This window comes from Microcoleus sp. D2_18a_B4, assembly GCF_036702475.1.
Taxonomy (GTDB): Bacteria; Cyanobacteriota; Cyanobacteriia; order Cyanobacteriales; family Microcoleaceae; genus Microcoleus.
On the sequence record NZ_JAUBTL010000020.1, the window covers coordinates 12,989 to 39,310 of the forward strand.

Genomic DNA, 26,322 nt, shown 5'->3' on the forward strand with positions numbered 1-26,322 from the left:
AGGTAGAGCCTCCGAATCCGCGTTTCTAATATCTGCCTAGAAACGAGTAGAATGAATGTTCCTAATGCCCAATTTCCAATTCCCAATTACGAATAATTATGAAAAACTGGAAAAGTATTCTCTTATATCTAGGTGTAGTTTATATAGTTTTGCTATTAGGCCCGATCGCAGGATTTGATTTACCAAAAATCTTAGGAGAAATAGTCAGCAATCCTGAAGTTTTTATCCAACAATTATTAGTTGGTCTTGTCAACGGTGCGCTGATTGCAATTATTGCTTTGGGTTACACTATGGTTTATGGCATTATTGAGTTAATCAATTTTGCTCACGGCGACTTGTATATGTTGGGTGCTTTTGCTTCCCTAACCGTCTTCGGGGCTTTTGGGATGCAAGATGGCGCACCTTTGGCTATTGCTATACCGGTGATGTTAGTTGCTTTAATTGTATGTTCGGTGTTTTGTGCTGGACTCAATATTGTTGTGGAAAAGTATGCTTATCGACCTTTGCGAAATGCTCCTCGTTTAGCTCCTTTAATTTCGGCAATTGGAGTTTCTTTTATTTTTCAAAATATGGGGCTGTTTTGGGGAGGATTGAAAGCTTTTATTCCGGTGATGGGTTCTAATTCTGCTGCGCCGAAAAGCTTTCCCGATTTGTTGCCGCGAGTTGATATTTTCAAAGCTTTGGGAATTCAAACGAGTATTGTATTTACTACGAAAGATTTAATTGTGTTGGTGGTGGCGGTGGTATTGATGGTTTTGCTTCATGTGTTTGTGCAATACACTCGTCTGGGAAAGGCGATGCGGGCAACTGCTCAAAGCCGCGATGCTGCTAAAATTATGGGAATTAATGTGGATCAGATTATTGCTCTGACTTTTTTGATTGGGGGAGCTTTGGCGGGTTCGGCTGGGATTCTGGTTGGTCTGTACAACAATACTATTGTTTTTACGATGGGGTTTACGGCAGGTTTGAGGGCTTTTACGGCGGCGGTTTTGGGGGGAATTGGCAATATTGTCGGGGCGATGTTAGGAGGGGTTTTGATTGGGTTGCTGTCGTCTTTGAGCGATCAGTATTTGTCGAGTCGCTGGACTAATGCTTGGGTGTTTGGGGTTTTGGTGGTAATTTTGGCTTTTCGGCCGGGCGGTTTGTTGGGCGAGAATGTTCAGGAGAAGGTTTGAAGTTGCACGGGTGAAATAATGGCAAGAGATACTTATCGGGACTTAAACAAAAAATACGAGCTAAATGAGTTCTAATGCTTGAAGAGCAAGCATATAACGTTAAAGAATGAGCAATGAAAGAGACGACCCCCGCCGCGATGCCCCCCTGCTTTGATAAATGGTGTCAAAGATTTGACGATATCTTTGGTCATCAAGCCCAAAAATGGGAGTTTAGGAACTATTTAGGCGGATTATTGGGAGCTCGGGAGCGAAAAAACCTCTCGCCGATCGCGACAAAGGCCGTCGGAGTAATTTACCACAAATTACACCATTTTTTAACTGCTGCGCCCTGACGGGGTTGTCAACCGATCAGCAATTTGATATTATTGATAGCCATTGCTTAAAGTTGCGCTGTGATTCAAGGTCAAAAAATCAAGACAAGGGGAATTCAAAAATCGGTGGGTAGGTTAACTGAATACGGGCTATCCATACGTCGCCATAGTAGTTTTTGAATTGGATTATATGGTCAATGTTGGGCCGAGCGTTGCGGAGGGAGTTGGCATGGAATGCAAGTCATTCGATTTTAGATTTTAGATTTTAGATTTTGGATTGACCCACTCACTCATGCCATCTCAACAATCTACTCCCGACAAATAAGACCCCAAAGTCTCATGGTTCTAGCGCTTGGTTGTTTTAATTTTGGGAGGAATTCGATAAATAACCCAGTTGGGTGTTTCCTGATAGAGTTCCAACGTTTTTTGAATGTACGCAACCAATTTAGGGTTATCTTTTGCTATTTGATTATTGTCATATTTAACAATTCCCATCCAATCTGCTCCCAGGATAATCAGGTCTTTCAAGAGTACAATTAAAGTATCATCTTTTATTTTATCTTCCCAACCCACCCTATTTTTTCCAATGCTGCCTTGATACCTCTGAGGAGGAAAAACCCAGCCACGTCGTTGACTATAATAGATAGCGACGGGATCGCCACCTCCACGATTAGCTATGGTAACCACAAGGTCACTTGGTTGAGTTATTTGCTGCAAAGCTATCCCTAGTTCGTAGCCATCTTTTGCCCAAGGATAATAGCACGATTTATTTAACTGTTTATAACCAATTCCAGAAATGATTAGTAGTATTGCCGTTATGAGGGCTAATGTGGAAGATGAACCTCCGACTCGCTTGGCGAAGGAAGCCAGTGCCATCAAACCATTTCCTGCTAGAGCGGCGGCGGCTGGGTTGACAATATTTAAGTTAGAAGGATTTGCGACGAGCTGTTGAGCGCCAATGAAGTAATAAATTGCAAAAGCAAGTATCCACCAATGAAACATCCCTGGTACTGGTACAGCTACATTACTTGATTGCTCCTCAGATTCCTGGGTAGGAAGTGTATAATGAGGAGGAAGGAAGAAACCAATAGCAACAAGGATCATGATGGGATATGTCCAAAGCCAGTTATAAATATGATTATATAGTTTAGGAAAGAAATATTTTTGTTGCCACCATTCACGTAACTGACTATCCCAAAGCCAGTTCCCACTGCCAGCAAAGTGGTAAGGCGGATAGGTGAGAGCAAGATGCCTCGCCCACAAATAATAGGCAATTACTGGCAGGAGGATGGAAATAGCAGCTACTCCAATTACTATCAGCTTTTTCGGGCGCAGTAATCCTCGATGACCCAGGACAACCAATATTGTATAGAGCATCGGAATGCCAATGATTAAACCTGGTAGTTTGGTTAAAAAGCCCCAAATTGCAAAGAGGGTGGCAAGTAATAAATAGTACCAGCGGTCAGTTTGTAGGTAAGCAATCAGCATCCAGAAACTTGTGATAACCAATGCAACCATTGCCGGGTCGGGAAGGAAAGACCGATCCAGATATATATTTCCTGGAAAAATTGCGAGAATTGCAGCACTCATAAGAGCGCGATCCCGATCCCAAATACGCGAAACTAACTGATAGAAGGCAAATATTCCCCACAAGCTAAACAGGACAACGACGCTGCGTCCCACCCAATCATGCTGTCCCAATAAAGTATAGAGAAAAGCTGTAATATAAGTAACTGTTTGAAATTCGCGTCCATTATAGCTAGGCCCAGGCCCATCCCAGCTAACTTCAGGGTAGAAGATATTCCAATTTCTGCGATAGAAATTTTCTGCCATCATGGCTGTGCTTGACTGCCGCCAACTAAAGCTATCAATAAATGGCTGATTGATATTAATCACTCGCAAAATAGCTGCCACTACAAGAATTGATATCAGGAGATAAGTGGTGTTCCTATAAATTGGAATTTTCATTGGATATCTGATGATATAAAAAAATATCTGACCTGTAAAGCTACGCAGTAAGCTAGTGGAACCTAGACAAGGGCAGCGCTAGCTAACTAACTTTACACCTTGGAAGATATCTTGGTCAAGTGGAGTACGCTAACCAGCAAAGAGGGGGAGCCTTCACAGCCTGCTCCCCCAAAAGGTTGCAGGTTCTCTCCTGCCTAATTCTTGTTTTAATTGTCTGATATCGAGTTGTGCTAGAAAATTCGGCGTTGCTGATTTACGGTATGAAAGACTAAATATGCAAATCATAGAAACCTGTATCCACAAAGCTTAGGGATTTTCAACTTATTTTTTTCATACCCTGATTAAGAATAGTCCGGACAGTTTTTATATAGCCCAATGGCTTATTCTCGGTTGACTTCGCAGCCCCTGTGGATAATTAAATCAATGTCAGATCCTCCCCGCTCGTTGCATTTAATTGGACTTTATTTATGATCCTTGCGCCGCGTAAGCTTGTAGTCTCGTTCCAAAAACTGTCCGGAGTATTGGATTAAGCAACGCCAAAAATACTTAATGGGGCGATCGCCCACATTGATTTTTTATTTCCAAGTATAAGATAGCGCTTCTCAATTGAGTGGAATACTGTACGCCCAATTAAATATTCCCTGGTTTGAGCCAGCCAAAAACTTCGCCTAAAGTCAACTGCATTTCCGGCATAAATTTGGGCATCGGGAGTATATCTGTTGGTTCTTGCAATGCAATCGGTTGCTGCCCTGCAGGATAGGCTAAAATGTTTTTTTCATCGGGATCGAGCAACCAACCCATCTGACAACCGGCATTCAAACAGTGCAAAATATTGTTTGTAACTTTGGTTTGGCTTTGGGCTGGGGACAAAATTTCTATTGTCCAGTCTGGGTGAGCATTAAATGTATTGGCAATTTCGCCGTCAGCGTCTAGGGGAATGCGATTCCAAACAAAAATCGCGACATCGGGCACAATAGAACGTCCACCAAACGTGCAGCGAAGTTCTGGTAGGGCTAGGGCAATTTGCGGTTTCTCTGCGATGTCGTTGGTGACTGTTACGAGTCTTCCTTGTAGTTTGCTGTGTTTTCCTTGCGGCATAGGTTTTTGGACGATCGCACCTTTGATGTATTCGCTAGCGGGTTTGGTTTCTGGGAGTTGCAAAAACTCGTCGAGGGTGATAGTTTTTTGAGGTGCTTGTACCATATAGCGATCGCCCGTTTGAAGTGTGTTCCGGTAACAGTTCCAGTATATTTGAAGTTTCGTCACTTTTGGTGCAATAATCGAACTCAAAAGACTCTAAACTGTAGCTAGCCCGATCGACCGTTTCCAGAGCCAGCGCTCGATCGAGTTGCTTGAGGTCAGGCAGAAGTTCGCACTACCCGCGTCAGTCGCATCTATAACTGGGATTCCTAGCATTCTTTCATCTAACTAATGACTAATAACTAATGACTAATGACTAATGACTAATGACTAATGACTAATGACTAATGACTAATAACTAATAACTTCTTCCTATGTCAAAAAAAATAATTAATGCGATCAAATCGACTGGTATTTTAGGGGCGATCGCCTCTTTGACGGTTTTGTTATTCGGCGGTTGGAGTGGCACTGTCATCGGCTGGCTAATGGGCACGGCGGCGGGCTTCATCGCTTGTCAGGAACAGAAAGCTTACAATCCGAAAATGGGTGCTGCGATCGGCAGTTTAGCGGGTTTGGGATTGGGAGTTTGGCTGTTAGTTGCGAGTGTGGTAGAAGGGGTTTTGATTAGACCTTTGTCTGGTCAACCTGCTGTTGCTTTGCCGACGACGCTGCTGTACGGGATTTGCAGTTTGACGATCGCAATTTTGACAGCTACGTTAATGGGTGCTTTGCAGGGTTTGCAGGGGGAACGCCAGCGACTGGCAACTCTGGTGACATTAGCTTTTATTCTAATTCTGTTTCCGTTTATCGACATTCAGGCTCAGACTGGCTGGATTGCTACTGTAGTACAGATTCAAATCTTTATTATGTTGGCGCTGGGTTTGAATATTACTGTGGGTTTTGCGGGTTTGTTGGATTTGGGATATGCGGCGTTTTTTGCGATCGGCGCTTACACGACAGCTTTGCTATCTTCTGGGCAGTTAAATATTGCTTGGAACTTTTGGGTGGTATTGCCGATCGCCGCTGCTGTAGCTGGCATATCGGGCGTAATCCTCGGTATTCCGACACTGCGGCTCAAGGGCGATTATTTGGCGATTGTTACCCTCGGTTTTGGCGAAATTATCCCGGTTGTCTTTAGGAATTTAACGGCGATTCGCATCGACGAACCAGTCTCGAAGATTGTTGCGGCGGTTTTGGGTAAACCGGAGTTGGTGCTGTGTCTGGTTGGGTGCGATCGACCTTTTAACCTCACCGGCGGCGAAGCGGGAATAAACCCGATCGGCCGTCCATCTCTCCCCATCGTCGGTACTTTCAGCACCGGCAACTACTTTCCCTGGTACTACCTAATTTTGCTGCTAGTTGTCTTCGCTTACTTCATGATTTCGCGGCTGCGAGATTCCCGCTTGGGGAGGGCGTGGAATGCCATGCGCGAAGATGAATTAGCGGCGAGTGCGATGGGGATTAACCTGGTCAAAACCAAACTTTCGGCTTTTGCGATGGGAGCGACGTTTTCGGGCTTTGCAGGCGCATTTTACGCCGCCTATATCAGCGCGATTTTTCCCAGCGTTTTCGATTTCTCGGTGTCGGTAATCATCCTGTGTATGGTGATTTTAGGCGGTTTGGGGAATATGACGGGGGTGATTTTGGGGGCTATCATTATCATGTCTGCCGATCGGCTTTATCTGCCACAATTAGCGCAAGTCCTCAAGGGTTTTCTGAATACTTTTGTACTCCCCAGGATTGCAATTCCCCAGTTGCGAGACTTTCTGGCAACCAGTTTAGACCCGATTCAAATGCGCTTATTTCTATTCGGCCTAACTCTTGTTGTCATGATGCTCGTGCGGCCGGAGGGACTGATTCCTGATAAAATACACCAAGCTGAACTGCATTCGGATGCTGAAGCGAGCAATGAGTCTTTAGCCGATGCGAGAAGTCAATAAGTAGGTAAGGGCAAAAACCCTAGTATTTTGTAGGCGGGTTTAGCTAAGAATCTAGGATGCAAGGGAGTTTAGGGGTGTAAAAACCCCGTCCCCATCTAATGTTTATTTGTAACCAACTACTTAGTAAGGGTGAAAAATTAGCCATGAAAAATGTAACTGGTACTGCTTTTATCGTTGCGGAATTTAGAGCAGAAGAGAATGAAGAGGTAATTCCTCTGTATACTGATCATGTAGTAAAAATATGGCTAAATGAGGAAACAAAAAAAGTAGCTAGCCACATAGCTCAAAGCTCTCCCGCCGCTAAAGAAATGGTTAAGTTGCGGACTAAATATTTTGATGATGTTTTGTCAAATCAAATTTTAGGAGGTTGCAAGCAAGTAGTTATTTTAGGTTCAGGCTTGGATACTCGCGCTGCTAGAATTAATGGAGAAGGAGTGATTTATTTTGAAATAGACGATCGCGCGACTCTTCAATTAAAAGCAGAAACTCTCAAAGCAAACAAAGTTACTGCCAATGTTCGCTATATTCCCGGCGATTACGTAAAAGACGGTTTAATCCCCTTGCTGAAACAGAGTGAATTTGATTTCGCTCGACCGACATATTTTTTGTGGGAAGGCAACACTACTTTGGTTGACAAAAAAGATGTAATATTTGTATTAGAACAAATTCGCGACAATGTTCATAATTTCCGATTGTCCTTTGATTATATGTCGGAAAAGGTGATTTTGAGGACGACGGGCTACCAAGATATCAATGATTACATAGATAAATACGAAAGTATGTATGCACCGTGGATTACTGGGTTTGAAAACATTGCAACTTTGGCTGACGAACTCAATCTCAAAGTTATTGAAAACTTTTCGACTGCCGATTTACACGCACAATATCGGCCTCGCCGTTCCCTAGAATCTAATCTTTTAAAATTTTACTTTGTTTGTACTTTAGAAAATGCAGTAGGGTGCGTCAGTCAAGAGATTTGAGTCAACTCACACAATTTGCTGCTGACGCACCGCAGAGTACAGACGATCGCACTTTGTCGGTACCCTAGAAAATGCAGGAGGGTGCGTCAGTGATTTCTTGGACAATCGCAAACCATTTATTAGGTCAAGCGAATTCGTAAAGAATCAATCAGACGGTGTTTAGTCAACCAATCTTCTACCTCTGGCGTTAAAAGTCCCCGGGTAGCACCCTCATTAGCAGCCACTCTCAGAAAACGAAGCACTGCTTCAGGAACCTCATCAGCATTTAAGCCATCCCAGCACTGCTTTAATTCCTCAATTAGCCGATCGACTTTATCAAAATCCTCACTGCTTTGGGGAATTGAGTTATACTCCCGAATTTGCCCATCTAAATTTCTAATTCGTTGGATAGTTGGCTTAAAGGCCGAAACTTTATCCAGCACATTCAGGATTTCATTATTCGTGCTCGGCATCTTTTGAATTCGGTACAGCCACCAAGCTTGACTCAATTGCTCTCTCAGAGCTTTTTGTAAGTCCTTTACCTTAGAATCAAAATTATTTCTGTTGAAATTTTCATTGTCTATAATCCACTCAGGATCTTCCTGAAATTTTGCTTCAACATTAGCAATAAATTTCAGCAGACTGTCAGCCTTTTGATTTAAATCTAAATTGGCAATTTCTCTTTCGCGAAAAGCTCTCAAAGATTGCACAAAAAGTAGAGTTCCAGTGACAGCTTGCTCGATCTGTTTTTGTCGAGATTGAAACCCTTGATAATGCTCTGCATACTTCCGAAGATTAATTGTCTTTTGAGACAACTCACTCAATTGATAGGATTTTTCTAGAAGCATATTGTCTATCCTTTAACCTCAGTAATTAGATTCCGCAGTTTAGCCAATCCATCTTGAATAGCTCTATGGCTCGATTCTACTGTGCCACCGCCTGACACTTCTAACTCCTCAATCCGGTTATTGACCTCGGTTAGAGAAGCATCAAGAAAATTATTGGTACTATTGAGAAATTCAGAAGATTCTGTCATTGCTTTTTGATGATTTTCGCTGAGATACTTCAGCAGCTTCCCAGGTTGAATGTCTGGACTATCTTTTTCAATTTGCAAGCGTTTCATGGTATCTAGATAGCTAGAAAGCCCGATAGCCTTAAACTGTTTCAAGACAGATGTTAGGTCATCGAAACTCTTCCTTCCCCGAAATACAGCAGCGTCGCTTGCTCGATCCATTGCCTGTTTTACAACATCATAAACATCCTTTTTATTGATATGTTCTCCTAGTTCAGATACTAAAGAATAATAAACAGCGAGTTGCGGATCGCACTCTTCTTGAATCGCTTTTTCTAGCATTTCATCCACCGCTTGACGCGCTTTATCAATTTCCGAGAACTTCTCCCGAACATCAGCCGGAATTTCAGATTGAGGCTGCCAAGATTTGCTAACCTGCTTCAAAGGTTCCAAAATTTGAACAGTATCAATAATTTGAAATTGTGTAGAACTTCCTTTCGTGCAAGCGGTTCGACTCCTAACAATGTCTAGTAAAGCTTGGCGGTGTTTTTGTAAAGTACCAAATAGCTTTTTCCAAGTAGCTGAACGATTTTCTAAATCTTTGGGCTCTAGTTTGAGAAACAAAGCATTGATCGAATCTTCAGTAGAATTGGTAGAATGTCCTGCCATTGTGGCGGCGATCGCCAGTAGCTCAACAGCAGCAGGTACAGGGTTCCAGGGTTCCCCAGACTCGCGGGGATACAGGCGAATTTGCTCAACTACATACTGACTCCATTTTTCCAGTTGTTTAGCGTAGGTGCGGAAGTAGCGAGATCCATCGGGGAACCTCCAATGCTTGTAATGGCTGTATTGCAACATACCTTGGAAGGCGATCGCCGTTTCCCGAAACTCATCTGCATCATCAGGATTCAGAGGAAGAGATAGTTTAACTCCAGAAATCGTCTCCCTCGTCACTTTTGGACTAAAAAAAGTAATATTTCTGCTTTTAAAATATGTCGTCCCACTACTAGCAAAAACCCCCTTAAGCAGCATTTCCGTATCCCATTCGATCCGCTCGCCGATAGCTGAGTAAATCAACGGCCGCAGTTCCCCAGCGATATCTTGCGGGAGAATTTCTTGATTGTTCCACCTATCAAGACTTTCTTTTTGCCTAGTCAGCTTGTCGGGAACTTGTCCGGCTGCTGTCAGATTTTTTTTAGTTTGAGATTGTGACTCAACTTGATACTTACTAACAGAAGACCTAGACTCTTTAGCACCCGAAATAGATGATGATTTTTTTGTAGGCTGAACCTTCACGCCCAGCGCCGGAATATCAAATGCAGAGTGAACTTCTGGGTGCAAATCGCAAATATCGTTACTATCCGTCCACCAATCGAGGAGAATCTGGCGGCGATCGCAATTTTGTGGGTCTTTGGCTTTAATATCTTTCTGAAACATTGTATCCAGCAACCTATTGCCAAAGTGTTCTCGCACAGAAATAGCAGGAAACTCTCCGCCCTCGATATCAGCAGCAGAATTTTCTAGCGTCCACTTAAGAACATCTTTAATCAAAATCCGAGGGTTAAAATTGCCGGGATTGACTCTAGAAAGCATTTGTTCTAATCCTTCAGGCGTAAAAGGATACAAACCCAAACCGTCTGCTTCTGAAAAACCTGCATGACAAGCTAATTTATGTTCGCATTCATTGCAAGCACTAGGTAGAGATTCTCGATCCGCACCTTCGCGATTGCGAGAGTCAGCCCACCAATTTTGAATTGTTTTATCCTCCAAACGCACGGCGTTGAGATATCGACCCACAAATTGTTTGATATCTGCATAATTCACTAAAGATTGTTCGCCAACTGTGCCAAGGTCAAGATTAACGCTAAAAGTAATCCGCTGTTTTACAGTATCTAACCTCAGACTGTCAAAATAGCCCGTAGTACAAGCTAGCGCCGTTCGGATCGCGCACAAATGTTTGCCACCCGCTTGTTGAGGTTGTGCTAAAACAGCTTCTAAAACTTCGCGATCGATGCCTTGCAATTTAGCAAAATCTTCAATCAGCAAAACTAACTCTATTCCTTGTTCTGCTAAAGTTTCACGAACTTCCCCCATTAATCTTTGTAAATCTGCGCGCCCCAGGCTCAAAACCTGAGCTATGGCTTCATCTAAATGTCGATTCAACCAATCTACAGTTGCCCTTTGAATATCCTCATCGCCGATGAGTAAGCTATAAAAATCCCGCGCCGACTGCCCAGCTTTTTGCAAGTTTAAAACATTGAGAGGCAAGTCATTTAGCGAAAACTGCCTCCGTTCTTCCACAACTTCTACCGTATCTCGCTGTCCGAGAATGTGGATAACCAATTGATGGATAATACCTCCATCCTTTAGCCAGTATTCTTTTCGGAAAAATGGATCGTATAGGAAAGAATCAACAGCACCAACTAGGTAATATTCCACATCAGAAAGTTTATTGCGATCGCCCCGACCGTTTGGGCCAACAGCAGCCGCAAGCTGATTCAGAAGTTGTTCCCGCGCTTGCGCTTCTGTCAAGCTGCTAGTGGCTCGATTTAAACGCTGCCGGTATTCATCAAAAGTTGCTCCTGCCATCCCTTCTAATATTAAACTGATAATATCTTTGAGATTCGTTCCTATTTTGGGTATGAGCAAAACTCGGCGCTTTTGGGTCGATTCAATATTCGCAGCTAGCCAGCGAATCAGGTGAGATTTTCCCGTCCCCGAACTGCCTAAAACTGGCACGAAAGCGAAATCTTTTTCAGCGAGAAAGTCTTTCAGAAATTGTTCCTCACTGTAGGGAACTCGCGACGGTGCATCGATAAGTTCCTGGCGGTACATGGCAATTGGATGGTGAGTTGCCAGAAATATACTATCTGGAGTTTGCGTAGCCTCCACACCCATTACGCGGCGAACGCGATCGACATCCCAGCAAACAAATTTTGTAAAAGTCATAGTTCTACTCCCGTCCAAATAATATGAGAATATCCTGCTTCTTTGTCACCACTTGGAAAGATGAATAAATCGGCATCCGACTCTTTTACAAGCTGGATGCAACCATCATCCTGAAGGCGAAATAAAGCAAAAGCCGTGCTAGTTGATAAGTGATTTGGTAAGCGAAAACCAATTTTTTCTTCTACCTGTTCTCGAAATTTTCCCGTTTCAAACAGAGGACATTTTTGAGCTAGGCGATCGAGAAAATCTCGGATTGAAAGTTTAGCTTTTGCTTCTCCTTGAAATAAATTATTTAAATTTCTTCTGAGATAAGCAGTTGGCTCAGCCACAACAAGTTTTTTGTTGGAATCTGAAGCATGACCCCAAGCAAACCCTAAATAACACATCCAGTCCTCGACTTGACCAAACAAACTATTGCTGGATATTTTCAAATCTAAAGACTCAGCAACTCCCTGCTCTGCGACACGCTGTTCTACTTCTTGCCATGTACCGGGAGCATCATAAATATCCTGTGCTAAATACCATGCTATTAACCGACCTAAATCTTCTTCATCTTCGTTATCAGAAGCAAACAATAGCTGTACCAGCGTATCGGGTAACAATTTATCACCCATTTTAGGATGTCGAGATGCTTCGGGAAGCTCAAAATTTATAGCAATATCATCATTGTCTGCGATTAATAAGCGACATTTTATGCTTTCTCGCAGTGCAGCATCAAACATCGGATGTTCGGCACTTTTGTTTCTCCCTTCTGACAATTCATCTGGAGAAAGCAGCCGAGTGAGTTTTTCCTTGTTTTCGCGCTGTTTGGGTGCTTCAAGTAAATATCTAAATATTCCTCGCATTCTGCTAGGAGTAGCCAAAGCAGTTTTTAAGACGCTCATAAATTAACCTCCCTGCAAAAATGGTTAAACATCAAGTATCTGCCTGAAAAAATATTAATCAGCTTGCGGTCATCGCGGCTCGGATCGGGTGTATCTACGGGAAGCATAATGATTAGCGGAGCTTGAGAAGTTCTGTTGAGTGACAGATAGTTGTGAGGGATAGCCTTTCCGGGCGGATGAAATATCAGGGTGGGAATGCGCGGCATCAGCATGGGTTCGTATTTTCCAAACACAAATATACAAGCATCGGCAATTCCATTTGTTTCTGCTATCAATATACTCTGAAATTCATCAGCCACCACCAGATTATTAATTCCCTGCTCGATTAACCAGTTAAAAAATTTAGAGCTTTTGAGTTTCCAGCTTTGAGATTCAAGAGACTCATAGAAAACGAGCATTAACTTATCTTCTCCCAGCAAGTATTTGAGTTTTTCACCTACAAAAAAATTCGGTTTTTGCCATACAGGTAATGGCGCGGGTATAATTCCCGAAAACTCTGGTTCCCTGTTTTTTCTGCAAACAGGACATCCACCGCAAGCGGGAGAAACTATCACCTGTTTTCTCGGTTCTGGCAGTACACGGGCGGGAATAGTGTAAGCTTCAGCAAAGATTTCGGAAATACAGCGTTTCGGCCGCAAAACCTCACGCATCAATTGCAGGTTTTTATAGCTCCAGTTTTGGCGCTGTTGGCGAATTGGCTCTACTTTATGTTCCCAAGTTTGACGATTCAGATGTGATTCATCTCGGATGCGGATGAACCGGGACTCTCTGTGCAGTTCCCAAGCTTCGTTATAAGCTGCTTCCGATTTAAAATTTCTTCTTCGCGGCGGTTCCTCGGCATCAATATCGATTAAACCCGATCGACTCATCAGCGTTAAAGTGCGGATGTTCCAAGCCTGATTCTGTTGGCTGTTCATGTCAATGTCTCCTGATTGTAAGGATGGAGGAATATTGACGGGAACGCGAAACCGCCCATCGGGAAGAATTTCTTTCCTCAAAAACATACTTTTCCACCGCTGAAAACCCCGATCGATCGTTATGGCAGATTTGTCATTAAGCGATTTGGCAATCTCTAAGTCTTCATTGGTATGTAAGGTGAGCGAGATTGCTGCTTTGCCGTCTCGACCTCCTCGACCCACTTCTTGATAAAAGCGATCGATCGTTTCTGGAATGCAAGCATGAAGCACGGCTCGAATATCTGACTGATCCACACCCAATCCGAAGGCAGAAGTAGCAACAACTATATCAACTCGTCTCTCGCGCAAATTTTCAATCAGTTGAGAGCGTTCTTCTGGGCTGGATTCCCCGGTCATAATCGCACACCGTTTGAATCCAGCAAACAATAAATCCTGTTGCCATCGCCGGACATCTTCGCGTTTGGTGGCGTAAACAATCAGAGGGCGGGGAAGATGATAAACTGCTTCAATTAATCGCTGTTTCCTGACTTCTTCACTTTGACACAAAGCAAACCAGTAAGACGGTTCCGGCCGCAACTGTACGGCAGATATTACTTGAAAAGGGCCGGGTTGCCCAAAAAAAGTTTCTAGGGTATCTAAACAGGATTCTGTTAAGGTGGCTGTCAGCAATAAAGTTGTAAAAGAAGTCCAGCGCAACAAATCTCTTCGCAAGCCTGGAAGTTCTTGAAATTTTGTGCGAAATTTATCGCCCCACTGCTCGACGATATGCGCTTCATCTATTACGAAATACCGCAGCATTTCTGATTTTGCTGCTTCGTAAAGAGCAGGTGCGAGAGAATTCATCAAGCTTTCGGGTGAGGTGAAAACGATTCGCTGGGTGCCCTTGCGAATGCGATCGCGAATTTCCTGTCGTCTCTCTTGTTCTTGCCCAAACTCGTCGCCATTATAGGCAGTGGCATGGTTCACAAAAGGTTTTAAAGCTCGTTCTTGGTCAAGGGCTAGTGCTGTAGTTGGTACTACAACAACTGTTACACCAGCATTTTGTGATCGCACCAGCGCCGGCAGTTGAGCGCAAAGACTTTTCCCCGATCCAGTAGGCAGATTAATCGCTAGTGTCGAATTGTCAGGAGCAGTTAAAACAGCACGAATTGCCTCGCGCTGTCCCACACTCCGGTAATTTTTCCTATCCACCAATTCCAGAAACGGATCTCCCTCTACTGACTCGTAATTGCGGCGTTTTTTCTCATCAAATACGGGTTTATCTGGGGGATATTGTGCGGAAAAATCTAGCCAATCAGGCTGCCAAGGGTGAGCGCTAATCAGATAGTAATCCGCACCTTCGATCAAAATATCGATCCCGCTTTGTTGCCACATTTCGCGATCTGGAAAAAGAGAAGTCCGAGGTACTTTCAAAGTTGGGGGTATCCCACCCTTTTGCTCGTATTCTCGCCGCAGAACCTGACGGATCAGAGCCGCAATATCTCCCATTCCCGGCGCATAAGAAGTTCCCGCAGCATCCAAAGTTTCCAGCAAGCGCCTGTAACCGACTTCTGAAAATTGACTTGTATCGGCAGGAATCTTACCTGTTTGGATAATTTCTCTGAGCTTTTGAAAAGAATCAGCCATCACTCATCTCCCCCTTCCTGAGATTCAACCGGAGGTCGCCCAGAAACTACAATGAATCCTACAGAATCAAGCTTGATTCGCGGATGGCGAATTCCTTCTAAAATAGCTTGACTTAACGCAGTTTCTATGTTGACTTCTTTTGCTAGTAAAGAGTGCGAAGTTTGTTCGCTTTCAGCCATTCGGTTGAGGCGCAGCCGCAGTTGGTCTAGTCTATTTCCTAGTTTCTGGTCGGCGATTCGGGCGCGCTGTTCGCAGAGCGAGATGAAAAAAGTGCGATCGCGCAACAGTATTTCCGAAGTCTCACGCGCCTGACTGCACAAATCAGGCCACTTACTCTCATCAACAAACTCATTGAGAACCGATAATCGACTTTTTGCTAAATTATAATCTCGGCAGGGATGAGAACTTTTACCCTTGTACGAACCTTGCAGAATCTTTAAAACAGCTTCATCTTCAACAATGCTCATTGGTTCGTAGCGAGCATCAATAAAAATTGTCTCTAGGATTGGAGGAAATAACGCATCAGCGCGCCGTTTCACAGATACAAATCTACTTCGCTCCAGCTCAAAATCTGTTGAAACTTGCTGGGCTAATTCCAAATCAGCCTCGACTACATAATTAAAGCGAAAACCGAACCATTCCATCCCTTCCCCAGCATCCCAAGAGCGATCGCACCGCCACATCGCAAAGGATTGACCTCGGTCATCCCAATGAATGTAAGAGGCTAGCGCTTCCACAAATCCTTCCCCAATACGGTAGAGATTGACACCAGGATGTTGAGTTGATATTCTCCGGTTATAAGTACCAGAGAGTTTTCCACAATCAGCAAAGTGAGTTCTTAGATCGTGAATGGAAATTAAAGTGCGCGCAGTATGTTTATAATGCTGCACTTTTGCTAAATTCATATCGTCAATTGCCTTGAATTGTAGCGTTTGACAAATCCAGTCTTCTGTTGCTCGTTTGATTTCCTGATGGCGAGCGTCACAATCATCTAAAGCTTTAAAATATTCGGTAGCATTTTCATCCTGAGCATCAATTTCATCTAAAGCATTTTGTTCGCTAATTTTCACTTGTTCCCCAGCGATTCCTTCCCGGATTGACTCGATTTTTTCTAATAGCCCGCTAGCACCAGATTGAAACAGGACTGTTTCTAGTTCCGGCAGTTTTTCATCTACATAAAACTGAAGGCTGGCAATTGATTGATGAAAAATGCCGAAACCATCTTTTAATAATTCATACCAAGCATCGTGAGGGCTATCCTCTAAGTCTGAGCCGGCGAATACTGTAAATTGAACATTTAAAGGGCGACCAATGCGATCGATCCTGCCAATCCTTTGTTCTAAACGATTTGGCGACCAGGGAATATCGAAATTAATCATCCAGTTCACAAATTGGAAGTTGCGGCCTTCTTCACCAGAGGAATCGCACACTAGGATAAAACAATTGGGGTCATTTTTAAAGCCATCGAGGTTTTTTTCAACATCAGAGCGTTTCATCCCTAATTGATGGCTAGCTACAGTTCCGCTACCGAAAGTACCTGATAAGCACCGGACAATCTCAGCACCGGTTTGAATAAAACTGGTGAAAATGATAATTTTTGGTAGGATATCTCCCGGTATCGGGCGGCGAATTCGCTGCTGCACCTGTTCCAGCAATCTATCAAGGTTGCTGCGATAAGATTGAAGTTTCAAACATTCTGACAGATGATAAAGTAGAACTATCTTGAGTAATTCGATGCGATCGCCTTCTTCCGAAGGTTCTTGAATAATTCGCTGCAAAGATTGCAGAATTTCTGCTTCTCCTGAAAATTTAGGGGTTTCCGTCAAAATTCTGGCGCTATCAATCCCAAACTCCCGAATGATGTCAGGATGGGAGATACAACTTAAACGGACTGCAACTATCTGTTGTAAGATTCCCAGCCAAGTACCAGCAGCACGGAATAAAAGCAGGAAAATATGCTGATATTGCTGTTCTTTGGGGGCGATTGTGCGCCATTCGTCGATGAGTTCGTGAAGTTGGGGCGATCGCTCATCTAAGTCATACTCTACTTTTGGTGTCACATTTCGGGCAAAAATTACATCTTCCACCGCAGCGCGACGGTTGCGGAGCATTCGACGGTGTAACCGATAGGTGTCGCTGATGTGGGTGCGAATCGATCGCACAATTCGATCTCGATCGGCGGGGAGTGTTTCTGGAGAAAGCAAACAATTTTGTAATTCCTCTACAAGATTGAGGAGATATTTATCTTCAGCAAAAAGGTTTCGCAGTTGGTTGAGGTTAGTTTTAAGCACAAAATTGTTTGCTTTCTCTTTAAATGAGAGTAAAACTCGACCAATTTGTTGGCGGTTTTTCACCCTCGCACGAAAACCTTCTAAATCATCAAGTTGGTAGGTGCTCGGATCGAGTAGGTGCAGCATCGCCAGGAAATCTTGCTCGTGATTGAGAACTGGAGTTGCAGATAATAGAAGTAGGCGATCGCTTTTATGAGCGAGGTGTTTGCAAGTCTGGAAACGGCTACGCTTTATCGAATCTGAAGAGGTCGCCATTGCTGCAATATGATGTGCTTCATCTAAAATCAGGAAGCCCAAATCGGCATTCGGGCTGACTCGATCGACATCCTCTACTGCAAGTACCTGGACACGATTGTCCCAGTCAGAGAGATAGAATTTATGTTCTAATTCTTGAAGCCACTGTTCCCGCAGGTATTGCGGTACTAGCACCAGTGCGCGTCCCTGCGGTCGATCGAGGAGATACTGGCGAAGAATAGCACCTGCTTCGATCGTCTTTCCCAGTCCAACTTCATCAGCTAAGAGGTAACGTTGAATGGGGTCTTCGAGTACGCGGCGGACAACTTCAACTTGATGAGGATAAAGGTCAATATTGGCAGAAATCAGCCCTGTCATCCCGCGACTGACAGCGCGTTGTTCGATGAGACACTGGACAAAAGCTAAACGTCGATCGTGAAAGTAGGGCGTTTCCTGACCTTTCATCGCTAGAGTTTCGATGGGGTCATCGATGGGTAGGTTGCAACGAACGTAAATTTCCTGTTCCGCAACTAATGCTATCTTTTTATCGGGTAGGTCGATTCGATACTGACCTTTGTCTTCATCCCAGTCAAAAATTCTGCCAATTATCCATGTATCCTGGCTTTCTGGCTGGATGTAGCATCGTGTCTGAGGCGGGAGTTGAACTCTATCAAGCGAAGTTAAGGGTAAGGTTTTTTCAAGGCGTTGCCCAATTGAGCAGAAGTATTCAACTGTTGCTGTAGAGTAAGATAGCTCGGTAACTTTTCCGATTCCTAAGTCGTTGTTTGGCGATTTTTCTGCGGAGACGCTTCGCGATCGCACCAGCCAACCAAGCTTTATCATAGTTCCCGCCTCTACATTCCCTCTTACTAGAGTAGCCGATCCCCATGAAAAACTAGCAGTGTAATTTAATTTTCCACCCTTTTTGTCCTTACTCTCCAGGGGAAACCTTAAACCGAAACGCACTCATGAAGCTTAGCCCAAGACTTTCTGTAACGCATTCCGATCCCCAAATCTTTCCGTGTGGTAACGAGCATCCCACCACAGCCAAGCTGACGCACTTTAACAGAGCCGATTTGGTATTATATAGAATCCGAGCTATAACCGCTTAACTAATATTAGGAATCACCACCAAAATGTCATTATTAGAAGCACAGCAACTTACAATGCGATTCGGCGGTTTGACTGCCGTCAACCAGGTTAGTTTAACATTGGAAAAAGGCTCGATCGCCAGTTTGATCGGCCCCAACGGTGCGGGCAAAACTACTTTTTTTAATATGCTGACAGGTATCTACAAACCGAGTGGCGGTCAGTTGCTCCTAGAACAGAAGAATATAACGGGTTTACCGCCCGATCGCCTGACAACTTTCGGCATTGCTAGAACTTTTCAAAATATCCGCTTGTTTAACAACATGACTGTGCTGGATAATGTTTTAGTAGGTAGACACTGCCGATTGAAAACAGGTTTGTTGGGTGCAATCCTCCGCCCTCCCACTGCGAATCTGGAGGAGCGGGAAGCTAAAATAAAAGCCCTCACTATGCTTGATTTTGTCGGTTTAGGTGCTGCGAAAGCGCCGGAGTTGGCAAAAAACCTTTCCTACGGCGACCAGCGGAGATTGGAAATTGCCAGGGCTTTGGCTTCCGATCCGAAAGTGCTGCTTTTGGACGAACCAACTGCGGGGATGAACCCGAACGAAACGGCTGATTTAACTCGGTTTATTTACCGAATTCGCGATGAGTTGAATTTGAGTATTTTGCTGATTGAACATGATATGAAAGTGGTGATGGGAATTAGCGATCGCGTGAGTGTTATGGAGTACGGTACTAAAATTGCTGAGGGAACTCCGGCAGAAGTTCGCGCCGATCCCCGCGTGATTGAGGCATATTTGGGAAAAGAAGAAGATGGACATGGTTAATGGGTAAATATCTCCATATTTTGATTAAGATTTAGGTAAAGATAGCCCACAAAGAGCAATAATGTTGGAAATTAAAGACATTCACACGTACTACGGAAATATCCACGCTCTCAAAGGAGTATCGCTAACAGTGTCGCAGGGAGAAGTTGTGACATTAATCGGCAGCAACGGGGCGGGGAAAACTACCACTCTCCGCACGATTCAAGGACTGCTGCGCCCGCGCCAAGGCACTGTATTATTTGAGGGAAAGCCTTTAGAAGCACTATCTACAGAGGCGATCGTCCGTTTGGGGATTTCTCAAAGTCCCGAAGGGCGGTTGATTTTTCCGCGCATGACGGTGCAAGAAAACCTGGAAATGGGTGCTTATCTCCGCAACGATACTCTCGGTATCAAGTCAGATATGGAAAAAGCATTAAATTTATTTCCTCGTTTGCGAGAAAGAATTAGTCAAAAAGGGGGAACTCTCAGCGGCGGCGAACAGCAAATGTTGGCGATCGCCCGGGCTTTGATGTCGCGCCCCCGCTTGTTATTATTGGACGAGCCGAGTATGGGATTGGCACCGATGTTAGTCAGTCAAATTTTTGCGATCGTCCGCGATATTAATGCTGAAGGAACAACTATTTTACTGGTGGAACAAAACGCCCGCATGGCTTTAAGTGTAGCCCATCGCGGCTATGTCATCCAAACTGGTCAGGTTGTAGTCGCTGGTACTGCTAGTGATTTGCAGTCAAATGAAACTGTTCGCAAAGCGTATTTAGGTGAAAGTTAAATATGGGCATTGGGCATGGGGCATTGGGCATTGGGCATTGGGCATTGGTAATTGGTTATTGGTTATTGGTTATTGAAACTGACAACTAACAACCAAAAACCAACAAATAACAAATAATATCGTTTTCGCTTGCATCGGTATTGTTCAAACAGTCAACAGTCAACAGTCAACAGTCAACAATTCCGGAGGAGTGCAACCGGAATTGATATAAAAAATTACCCTATTTGCGATCGCAACTTCCCCGTTTCCAATTCCGTCTCAAAAGCCGCCCGCACCTTTTCCCACTCCGCTTGGGCTTGCAACAGGCGATCGCGCGCCGTACTCACATCAAAAACCTGTTCCCCTCCAGACTCAACCGCCGCGCGACCCATATACTCCAACTCCTTGCAAACCGCAGAAAAAGACACGGCTCCTAAATTGGCGCTGCTCGACTTCAGCGTGTGAGAAGCCAGCTTCAAACTATCAGCATCGCCCAGAAAAATAGCCTCCTTAATAGTTTCTAAATGTTGCGGTGCGTCTACCAAATATATCTTAATCAACTCCCCCAAAAAATCTGGGTCTTCATCATCGTCTAGCTCGCGGAGATTTTGCAAAATATGAAAATCAATCGGCGAATCGGCTCCCGGTTGAACGCTCGAAGATGCCGCAGTATCACTGTCAATGTCATCAGAAATATCTTGATTGTTTTCCTCTGTTACCGCATCCAATTCATCCCGAATCAGAGGTGAACACTTGCTCAAGGCGATCGCCAACTCTTCCCGGCGTACCGGCTTAGTAATATAATCGTCCATACCTGCTTCCAGACACTTTTCGCGATCGCCCTGCATCGCATTAGCAGTCATCGCAATAATTCTCGGCTTCTTGTTAGCCGGCCATTCCTGACAAATGCGGCGCGTCGCTTCCAACCCATCCATGTTCGGCATCTGCACATCCATCAGCACAACATCGTAAGATTGCCGCTTCAGCGCCTCCAAAACCTCCAACCCATTACCCGCAATATCAGCCCGATATCCTATCCTGTCGAGTAAATGCGTAGCAACTTTTTGATTCACCACATTGTCCTCAGCCAGCAAAATCCGAATCTGACTAGAATTAGTTGCATCCTGTCCAGCAGAATTCCCCGCAGCCTGCCTCAAAACAGCAGGCGTCCGCTGCACGCGGTGTTGTTCTTGAGAATTTTCAAAATACTTCAATCCCGAAGTCAAAGTCACCACATTTGAAGCTTCTCCCCTACCGCTTCTGCCAGTAACATATCCAAAAACTTGCAGCAACACATTATAAAACTGGGACTGTTTTAAAGGCTTAGTTAAGAAAGCCGAAAAATGTACTTCGGTAGTTTCAAGTTTTTTCCAAACTTCCGCCTTACTTAAATAAGTAAACAGCACCAAAGGTAGTGCTATTTTGCGAGGGTTTTTAACGCTGACATTCGGATTTAGACCCTCGTCGCCAGAGAAATTGCTCAGCTCAAATTTCCGAATCTCCACAGCCAAAGCCACACCGTCCATATCTGGTAGATTCATCGCCAAAATAGCTAAATCGAGCGGCGAGTTTCCTTTGATGATTTCCAAAGCCTCAGCACCCGAAGTTACAGCCACGGGTATCATTCCCCAAGACTCTGCCTGACGGATCAAAACTTGGCGGTTAATGGCATGATGCTCAACAATTAACAAGCGCTTACCAGCGGCGAATTCGGGTCTTCTTTCCTCAGCCCGGATGTCATTGGCTTCAGCAGTCACCGTGAAATAAAAAATCGAACCCGAACCCGACATCGACGGCGGAGTAAATTCTGCAGGCGACCTTCCAGCGATACTTTGTCCGATCGCAGAAACTCCCGGATGAGACTTAGAACTCCCCGGACTTACCTGGCTGACGACCCACATTGTACCGCCCATCATATCGCTCAAACGCTGGCTGATAGCCAGTCCCAAACCCGTCCCGCCGTAATGTCGCGTTGTCGAAGCATCCACCTGCGAAAAAGCTTTAAACAGGCGATCCATCCGGTCTGGCGGAATACCAATTCCCGTATCTTGGACAGCAAATTGAATCTCGTATTGTTTGCTACGTGCCAACTCTCCCTGGTTAATTGCTAGGGGTTGTGGCGCTAGAATATTAATTTTATCGGGCGAACTGTTAGCAGCTACCTGTTCAATTTGCCTAGCCGTACAGCACACCACAATTTCTCCCGATTCTGTAAACTTAACTGCATTGCCCAGCAGATTTACCAAAATTTGGCGCAGTCTCGTGACATCTCCTAAAATGTTTTTCGGAACAGAATCATCAATAAAGTAAGCCAGCTCTAAACCTTTTTCTGAGGCTCTCGGAGCCAGTAATTCCAGAGATTCTTCTATACAGTTTTGCAGCTCGAAGGGGCTGCGTTCCAAATCCAATTTTCCAGATTCAATCTTAGAAAAGTCGAGAATATCGTTAATAATAGTCAGTAAAGCATCGCCGCTGGTACGAATGGTCTCCACAAAATCCCGCTGTTCAGGAGTTAGTTCCATATCCAGCAGCAACCCCGTCATCCCGATGACCGCATTCATCGGAGTGCGGATTTCGTGACTCATAGTCGCTAAAAATTCGCTCTTAGCTCTATTAGCAACTTCCGCCGCTTGTCGCGCTTGATCCAAAGCTTCATTTTGCTCTGCTAACTGTCGCTGTCGCTGCACTTCGGTTTCTAAAAGTTGTGCTTGAGCTAAGGTAATGCCAACTTGAGCGGCAACATCTTCTAATAGTTCAATTTCGTCTGGATTCCACTGGCGAGTTGCATCGCACTGGTGCAAAGTAATAATTCCATTCGGTTCTCCTTGATAGGAAGTGCGAACAGCCAACATGGATTTTAATCCGATGCGACGGCACATCGGCCCCGAAGATTCCAGCAAAGGATCGGCAAAAACATCGGGAGATGCCAGGGCTATATCTTCAGCGAGGAGTTTTTCTGTGTAGGGGTTATAAGTGACAGAAAGTTCTAAATCTAAAGCGGATTCGTGACCGGGTTCTAAGTATTCCGCGACGCAAGGAAGATGGGGATAAGGTTCGGAAAGATAGGTGTGAATTGTACAGCGATTGACACCAAATACGCGGCCGATTTGGGTGGCGGTAGTTTGAAAAATTTCTTGAGTGTCTAAGGTCGATCGCACTTTTTGAGTAATTTGTTTGAGTAGTAAAACACGCTGGTACTGACGTTGCAAAGTTCGCTCTCGCTCTTCGCGGGCAATTTCAGCGCCGATGTAATTGCCCATCAACTTTAAAATTTCAAAATTCAGCGGTTTAAAAGGAGATTTAGTGGTGCGGGAGGTAAAGCTCAAAGTACCATAAACTCGCCCTTGCACTATTACCCTCGTCCCCACAAAAGCCTCCAACTTGCGGACGCTGTAAGCAGGGTGGTTGCGCCACTGAGTAGTGCCGGCTGATTCCACAGAAATAGGTTCGCTCGATCGCAAAACCTCTCGCTCAAAGGTTCTGCTCAAAGCAAAACCGTCTCCTTTAGCAAATCCAAAGGGAAAATCTTCCGGTACATAAGCCGCAATCACTTCGTAGCGATCGCCCAAAACCCTGCCCAACAGCCCGATATCCATCCCAAACTGACTGCAGCCCATTGCCAGCAACCGCATCGTTCGCTCGTCAAAAGAGCCTTCCGAGCTCACCATTACCTCGTAGAGCGATCGAATTGCCCGCTCGCTTTCCCGCAGTTCCTCAACTCCTTCGAGGCGGTTGTAGACATCGTGCAAAGTCCCGAAAATTCCCGCTATTTCGCCTTGGGAATTGCGGCGGACTTGGGCAAATAGTTCTACGGAAACAAAGCCGGAATTACTGTGAATTCCCAAGGAGTTTTTCTCCGAAACCGACTTGGACTTAAATCGCAGTTCTCGCCGTTCAAATTCCGACTTCCCGGACAGCAAAGACTCCAATAAATTTGCACATTGCTCGCGCTCATCTGGATGCACCCACTCTAAAAAATTAGTTTGCAAACTTTCGGAAACCGCATAATTCGTAATTTCCGTCCAAGCGCGGTTGAGGAATTTCCAAACCCCCGCCGCATCTATGTGGAAAATTACTGTTGCTTTCAAAGAGTCAAATAGATGGAATTGTTCTCGATCATGCTCGCGGTTTTTGACTTCAAACTGCTTGTTTAGAGTAATATCTGTATGAGTTCCTACTACCCGCAGCGGTTTGCCAGTAACGCTGCGTAAAACTTGACCCCGGTTCAGCACCCAGACAGTGCTGCCGTCTTTACAGTACATCCGATATTCTGCTGCAAAATCCGGTGTCTTTTGGGCGAAGTGTTCTTCTAAAGCTGCCTTTACCGAGTCAATATCATCTCGGTGGATGCGACTCCACCATTCCGATCGGCGATTCGAGATTTCCCCTTCTTGGTAGCCCAGCATTTCTTGCCACCGCGCCGAATAAAAAAACTCATCTGTTTCGAGATTCCAGTCCCAAATCCCCTGATTGTTGACTGCAGGGGGGAGATTTGGCCGCTCTACGAAACTGTGGTGAGAAATTTCAGCCATCTCGTGGCTATTTGCTGCTGTCCGGTGTATTTCTGCTGAGAGTTTTTTGTATTGAGCGTTGCTAGATTCTAGCTGGCGCTGCAAAGCGATTAAGCCAGAATGCAGAGATTTTGAATCCAGCGCTTGTAAAAGGATAGTTTTAGGATTGACAATCCCGATCGGGTGATTTGTTTCGTTGATGACTAATAAAGGCAACTGGCAGTAGTGTTTTTGCAGCAGCGCGACGGCTGCTTCGAGGCTAGAGTGCGATCGCACCAGCGGCGGCGAACTGCTGCAAATTGCTCCCGCTCTAATTTTGTTAGAGTCTCTTCCCAAGGCCTGCAACTGCACGATATCCCGCGAACTTACCACCCCAACCAGTTTGTGAATGTTGGGATTTGTAAATTTGGAATTGTGAGCCGCACCTGTCGAGTGTTGATCGGGGGTTTCAGTGATTAATACATAACTAACATTGTGTCTAAACATCAGTTGCGCCAAATAGCGAACCGAAGAATTAGAAGGAGCGTGAATTATTCGTGAAGCTGCTATTTGAGGGATTTGATAAAGTTTAATTAAACTTGCAGGTAGCTCTACTTTCTGATGCACAATTGGCAGCGGCGGAGGGAACGCGAAAGCCGCAGGTGGCGAAGCGCTGCTAATTGCTTTTGGTGTGGATTCCCCAATTCCCTGCAACATTTGCACCAAGCTTTGAGAGCTAATTAAACCGACAAGTTCTTCAGCCTCGCTGACGACGGGCAAATGGCTGATCTGATTTTTATCCAGCAGATTAGCTAAGGCAAAAAAGTCGGGAATTTCCGATTCTCGGGCTACAGTTACGGTTCTGATCATGATTTGCTCGATCGCAAATCCGCTCAAAGCAGCGCCGATCGAATTTAGCTGTACGACATCTCGCGTTGTAAAAATCCCCAGCACTGTCTGGCCGCCCGCATAGGGAGCTTTTGAGCCGTTGAGAGGCCGCCCGTTGCCTCCTGCGTGTACCGCACGCGGTATGCCGTTGTAGAAACCCGACTGTTCCCGCAATTGTGGGGAAGTCCCGTTCGTGAGATTTCCGAATTGAGAATTCCCGCGCGGTTCTACCACGAGGACGTAACTGGCTCCTGTGCTACTCATCAGCTCGATCGCCTTTTCTACGGGCGTCTCAGGGGTGACGGTGAGGGGATTGCGGTTGATGACCTGACTGAGGGAGGGAATAAACATCAGGGGGCATAAAAGTGATATTTGTTGGAAAAACCCGATCGCGAGCAGCAGGTTGATTGAGAGGCTTTACCCGCGAGATTTCCCAGCGCCCTCAAAGTTTCTGTACGATTAGACTCACCCATACTTCCAGCATCTTGGCATTTAAAATTAATTCCGTGCCATATCCTGATAATTGACGGCTTCTGACTTTCAGAACCAATGCTATCTGCCAGAGGGCGGACATTAAGGCTGGCGGGCAATTCCTCGCTTAGCATAACTGCTGCGGGTTTACGAGCAAGAATTTCTGCGATTGTCTAGACTGCACCCTACTTTCTGCCCCTCAACGGAACTCTCGCTCGCATTCTGTTTGAGGCCAGATACCTGCACGCTACCAATTTACCAGCGACAGGAGGGGAATCACAACAGGACGACTTAGGTATGGCAACTGTGCAATTAGGGGTTCGAGGGTTCAAGGGTTCCAGGGCTCCAGGGCCAAACAGGCAGAAAATAAATAATTCTGAGCATAACTAATTCTATCTTATCC

General features: G+C 44.9%; 14 protein-coding genes and 1 pseudogene. 6 read left to right on the forward strand and 9 right to left on the reverse strand.

The genetic code is table 11. The features are described 5' to 3' along the window. Positions 1-98 precede the first annotated feature (98 nt). Positions 99-1,175 carry a branched-chain amino acid ABC transporter permease gene (locus QUB04_RS13945; protein WP_333285073.1) on the forward strand — a complete coding sequence of 359 codons (1,077 nt, stop codon included), beginning with the start codon at positions 99-101 and terminating at the stop codon, positions 1,173-1,175. A gap of 113 nt (positions 1,176-1,288) precedes the next feature. Beyond that, positions 1,289-1,504, forward strand: a pseudogene (locus QUB04_RS13950) (IS701 family transposase); the annotation flags it as partial. 327 nt (positions 1,505-1,831) lie between these two features. Here the strand turns inward: QUB04_RS13950 and QUB04_RS13960 are convergent. Then, positions 1,832-3,454, reverse strand: a complete 1,623-nt coding sequence (locus QUB04_RS13960; protein WP_333285075.1) for a glycosyltransferase family 39 protein — start codon at positions 3,452-3,454, stop codon at positions 1,832-1,834. A 630-nt stretch (positions 3,455-4,084) separates the two neighbouring features. Next, complete coding sequence (locus tag QUB04_RS13965; protein WP_333285077.1) at positions 4,085-4,657, reverse strand: Uma2 family endonuclease; 573 nt, start codon at positions 4,655-4,657, stop codon at positions 4,085-4,087. A 311-nt stretch (positions 4,658-4,968) separates the two neighbouring features. On the opposite strand from QUB04_RS13965, the gene QUB04_RS13970 reads away from it, so the two are divergent. Continuing rightward, on the forward strand, positions 4,969-6,534 hold the full coding sequence (locus tag QUB04_RS13970; RefSeq protein WP_333285079.1) for an ABC transporter permease subunit: 1,566 nt from the start codon (positions 4,969-4,971) through the stop codon (positions 6,532-6,534). Between the two features lie 143 nt (positions 6,535-6,677). Next, positions 6,678-7,514: a class I SAM-dependent methyltransferase gene (locus tag QUB04_RS13975; RefSeq protein ID WP_333285081.1), complete on the forward strand. Its 837-nt coding sequence runs from the start codon at positions 6,678-6,680 to the stop codon at positions 7,512-7,514. A gap of 119 nt (positions 7,515-7,633) precedes the next feature. Here the strand turns inward: QUB04_RS13975 and QUB04_RS13980 are convergent, their stop codons facing one another. From QUB04_RS13980 to dpdE, 5 genes are read right to left on the reverse strand one after another with little or no spacing between them, the layout of a single operon-like run. After that, entirely contained in the window at positions 7,634-8,341 is a 708-nt protein-coding gene (locus QUB04_RS13980) for a hypothetical protein (RefSeq protein WP_333285083.1), read from the reverse strand. Between the two features lie 5 nt (positions 8,342-8,346). Then, complete coding sequence (gene dpdH / locus QUB04_RS13985) at positions 8,347-11,454, reverse strand: protein DpdH (protein ID WP_333285085.1); 3,108 nt, start codon at positions 11,452-11,454, stop codon at positions 8,347-8,349. Then, entirely contained in the window at positions 11,451-12,338 is an 888-nt protein-coding gene (dpdG, locus tag QUB04_RS13990) for a protein DpdG (protein ID WP_333285087.1), read from the reverse strand. Before dpdG ends, dpdH begins: the two co-directional genes overlap by 4 nt. After that, the gene (dpdF, locus tag QUB04_RS13995) at positions 12,335-14,881 is read right to left on the reverse strand and encodes a protein DpdF (RefSeq protein ID WP_333285089.1); all 2,547 of its coding nucleotides are present in this window, start codon (positions 14,879-14,881) and stop codon (positions 12,335-12,337) included. The genes dpdG and dpdF overlap by 4 nt, the downstream gene beginning before the upstream one ends. Beyond that, positions 14,881-18,249, reverse strand: coding sequence for a protein DpdE (dpdE, locus tag QUB04_RS14000; RefSeq protein WP_333285091.1), 3,369 nt, complete (start codon positions 18,247-18,249; stop codon positions 14,881-14,883). The genes dpdF and dpdE overlap by 1 nt, the downstream gene beginning before the upstream one ends. A gap of 293 nt (positions 18,250-18,542) precedes the next feature. On the opposite strand from dpdE, the gene QUB04_RS14005 reads away from it, so the two are divergent. Beyond that, positions 18,543-19,322: an ABC transporter ATP-binding protein gene (locus QUB04_RS14005; RefSeq protein ID WP_333285093.1), complete on the forward strand. Its 780-nt coding sequence runs from the start codon at positions 18,543-18,545 to the stop codon at positions 19,320-19,322. A 61-nt stretch (positions 19,323-19,383) separates the two neighbouring features. After that, positions 19,384-20,091 (forward strand): ABC transporter ATP-binding protein, encoded by a 708-nt coding sequence (locus QUB04_RS14010; protein ID WP_006631855.1) that lies wholly within the window; start codon positions 19,384-19,386, stop codon positions 20,089-20,091. A 215-nt stretch (positions 20,092-20,306) separates the two neighbouring features. On the opposite strand, the gene QUB04_RS14015 is transcribed toward QUB04_RS14010, so the two are convergent. Together QUB04_RS14015 and QUB04_RS14020 are read right to left on the reverse strand one after the other, a co-directional pair. Then, positions 20,307-25,799 carry a response regulator gene (locus QUB04_RS14015; RefSeq protein ID WP_333285096.1) on the reverse strand — a complete coding sequence of 1,831 codons (5,493 nt, stop codon included), beginning with the start codon at positions 25,797-25,799 and terminating at the stop codon, positions 20,307-20,309. After that, the gene (locus tag QUB04_RS14020; RefSeq protein ID WP_333285098.1) at positions 25,799-26,053 is read right to left on the reverse strand and encodes a hypothetical protein; all 255 of its coding nucleotides are present in this window, start codon (positions 26,051-26,053) and stop codon (positions 25,799-25,801) included. The genes QUB04_RS14015 and QUB04_RS14020 overlap by 1 nt, the downstream gene beginning before the upstream one ends. Positions 26,054-26,322 lie beyond the last annotated feature (269 nt).

Bases quoted from the DNA above. Each gene is read 5' to 3' on its own strand.
- QUB04_RS13970 (WP_333285079.1), top strand. From the start codon at position 4,969: ATGTCAAAAAAAATAATTAATGCGATCAAATCGACTGGTATTTTAGGG.
- QUB04_RS14010 (WP_006631855.1), top strand. From the start codon at position 19,384: ATGTTGGAAATTAAAGACATTCACACGTACTACGGAAATATCCACGCT.
- QUB04_RS13980 (WP_333285083.1), bottom strand. From the start codon at position 8,341: ATGCTTCTAGAAAAATCCTATCAATTGAGTGAGTTGTCTCAAAAGACA.
- QUB04_RS13965 (WP_333285077.1), bottom strand. From the start codon at position 4,657: ATGGTACAAGCACCTCAAAAAACTATCACCCTCGACGAGTTTTTGCAA.
- dpdG (WP_333285087.1), bottom strand. From the start codon at position 12,338: ATGAGCGTCTTAAAAACTGCTTTGGCTACTCCTAGCAGAATGCGAGGA.
- QUB04_RS14020 (WP_333285098.1), bottom strand. From the start codon at position 26,053: ATGCTAAGCGAGGAATTGCCCGCCAGCCTTAATGTCCGCCCTCTGGCA.
- QUB04_RS13945 (WP_333285073.1), top strand. From the start codon at position 99: ATGAAAAACTGGAAAAGTATTCTCTTATATCTAGGTGTAGTTTATATA.
- QUB04_RS13960 (WP_333285075.1), bottom strand. From the start codon at position 3,454: ATGAAAATTCCAATTTATAGGAACACCACTTATCTCCTGATATCAATT.
- QUB04_RS14005 (WP_333285093.1), top strand. From the start codon at position 18,543: ATGTCATTATTAGAAGCACAGCAACTTACAATGCGATTCGGCGGTTTG.
- QUB04_RS13975 (WP_333285081.1), top strand. From the start codon at position 6,678: ATGAAAAATGTAACTGGTACTGCTTTTATCGTTGCGGAATTTAGAGCA.
- dpdF (WP_333285089.1), bottom strand. From the start codon at position 14,881: ATGGCTGATTCTTTTCAAAAGCTCAGAGAAATTATCCAAACAGGTAAG.
- dpdH (WP_333285085.1), bottom strand. From the start codon at position 11,454: ATGACTTTTACAAAATTTGTTTGCTGGGATGTCGATCGCGTTCGCCGC.
- dpdE (WP_333285091.1), bottom strand. From the start codon at position 18,249: ATGATAAAGCTTGGTTGGCTGGTGCGATCGCGAAGCGTCTCCGCAGAA.
- QUB04_RS14015 (WP_333285096.1), bottom strand. From the start codon at position 25,799: ATGTTTATTCCCTCCCTCAGTCAGGTCATCAACCGCAATCCCCTCACC.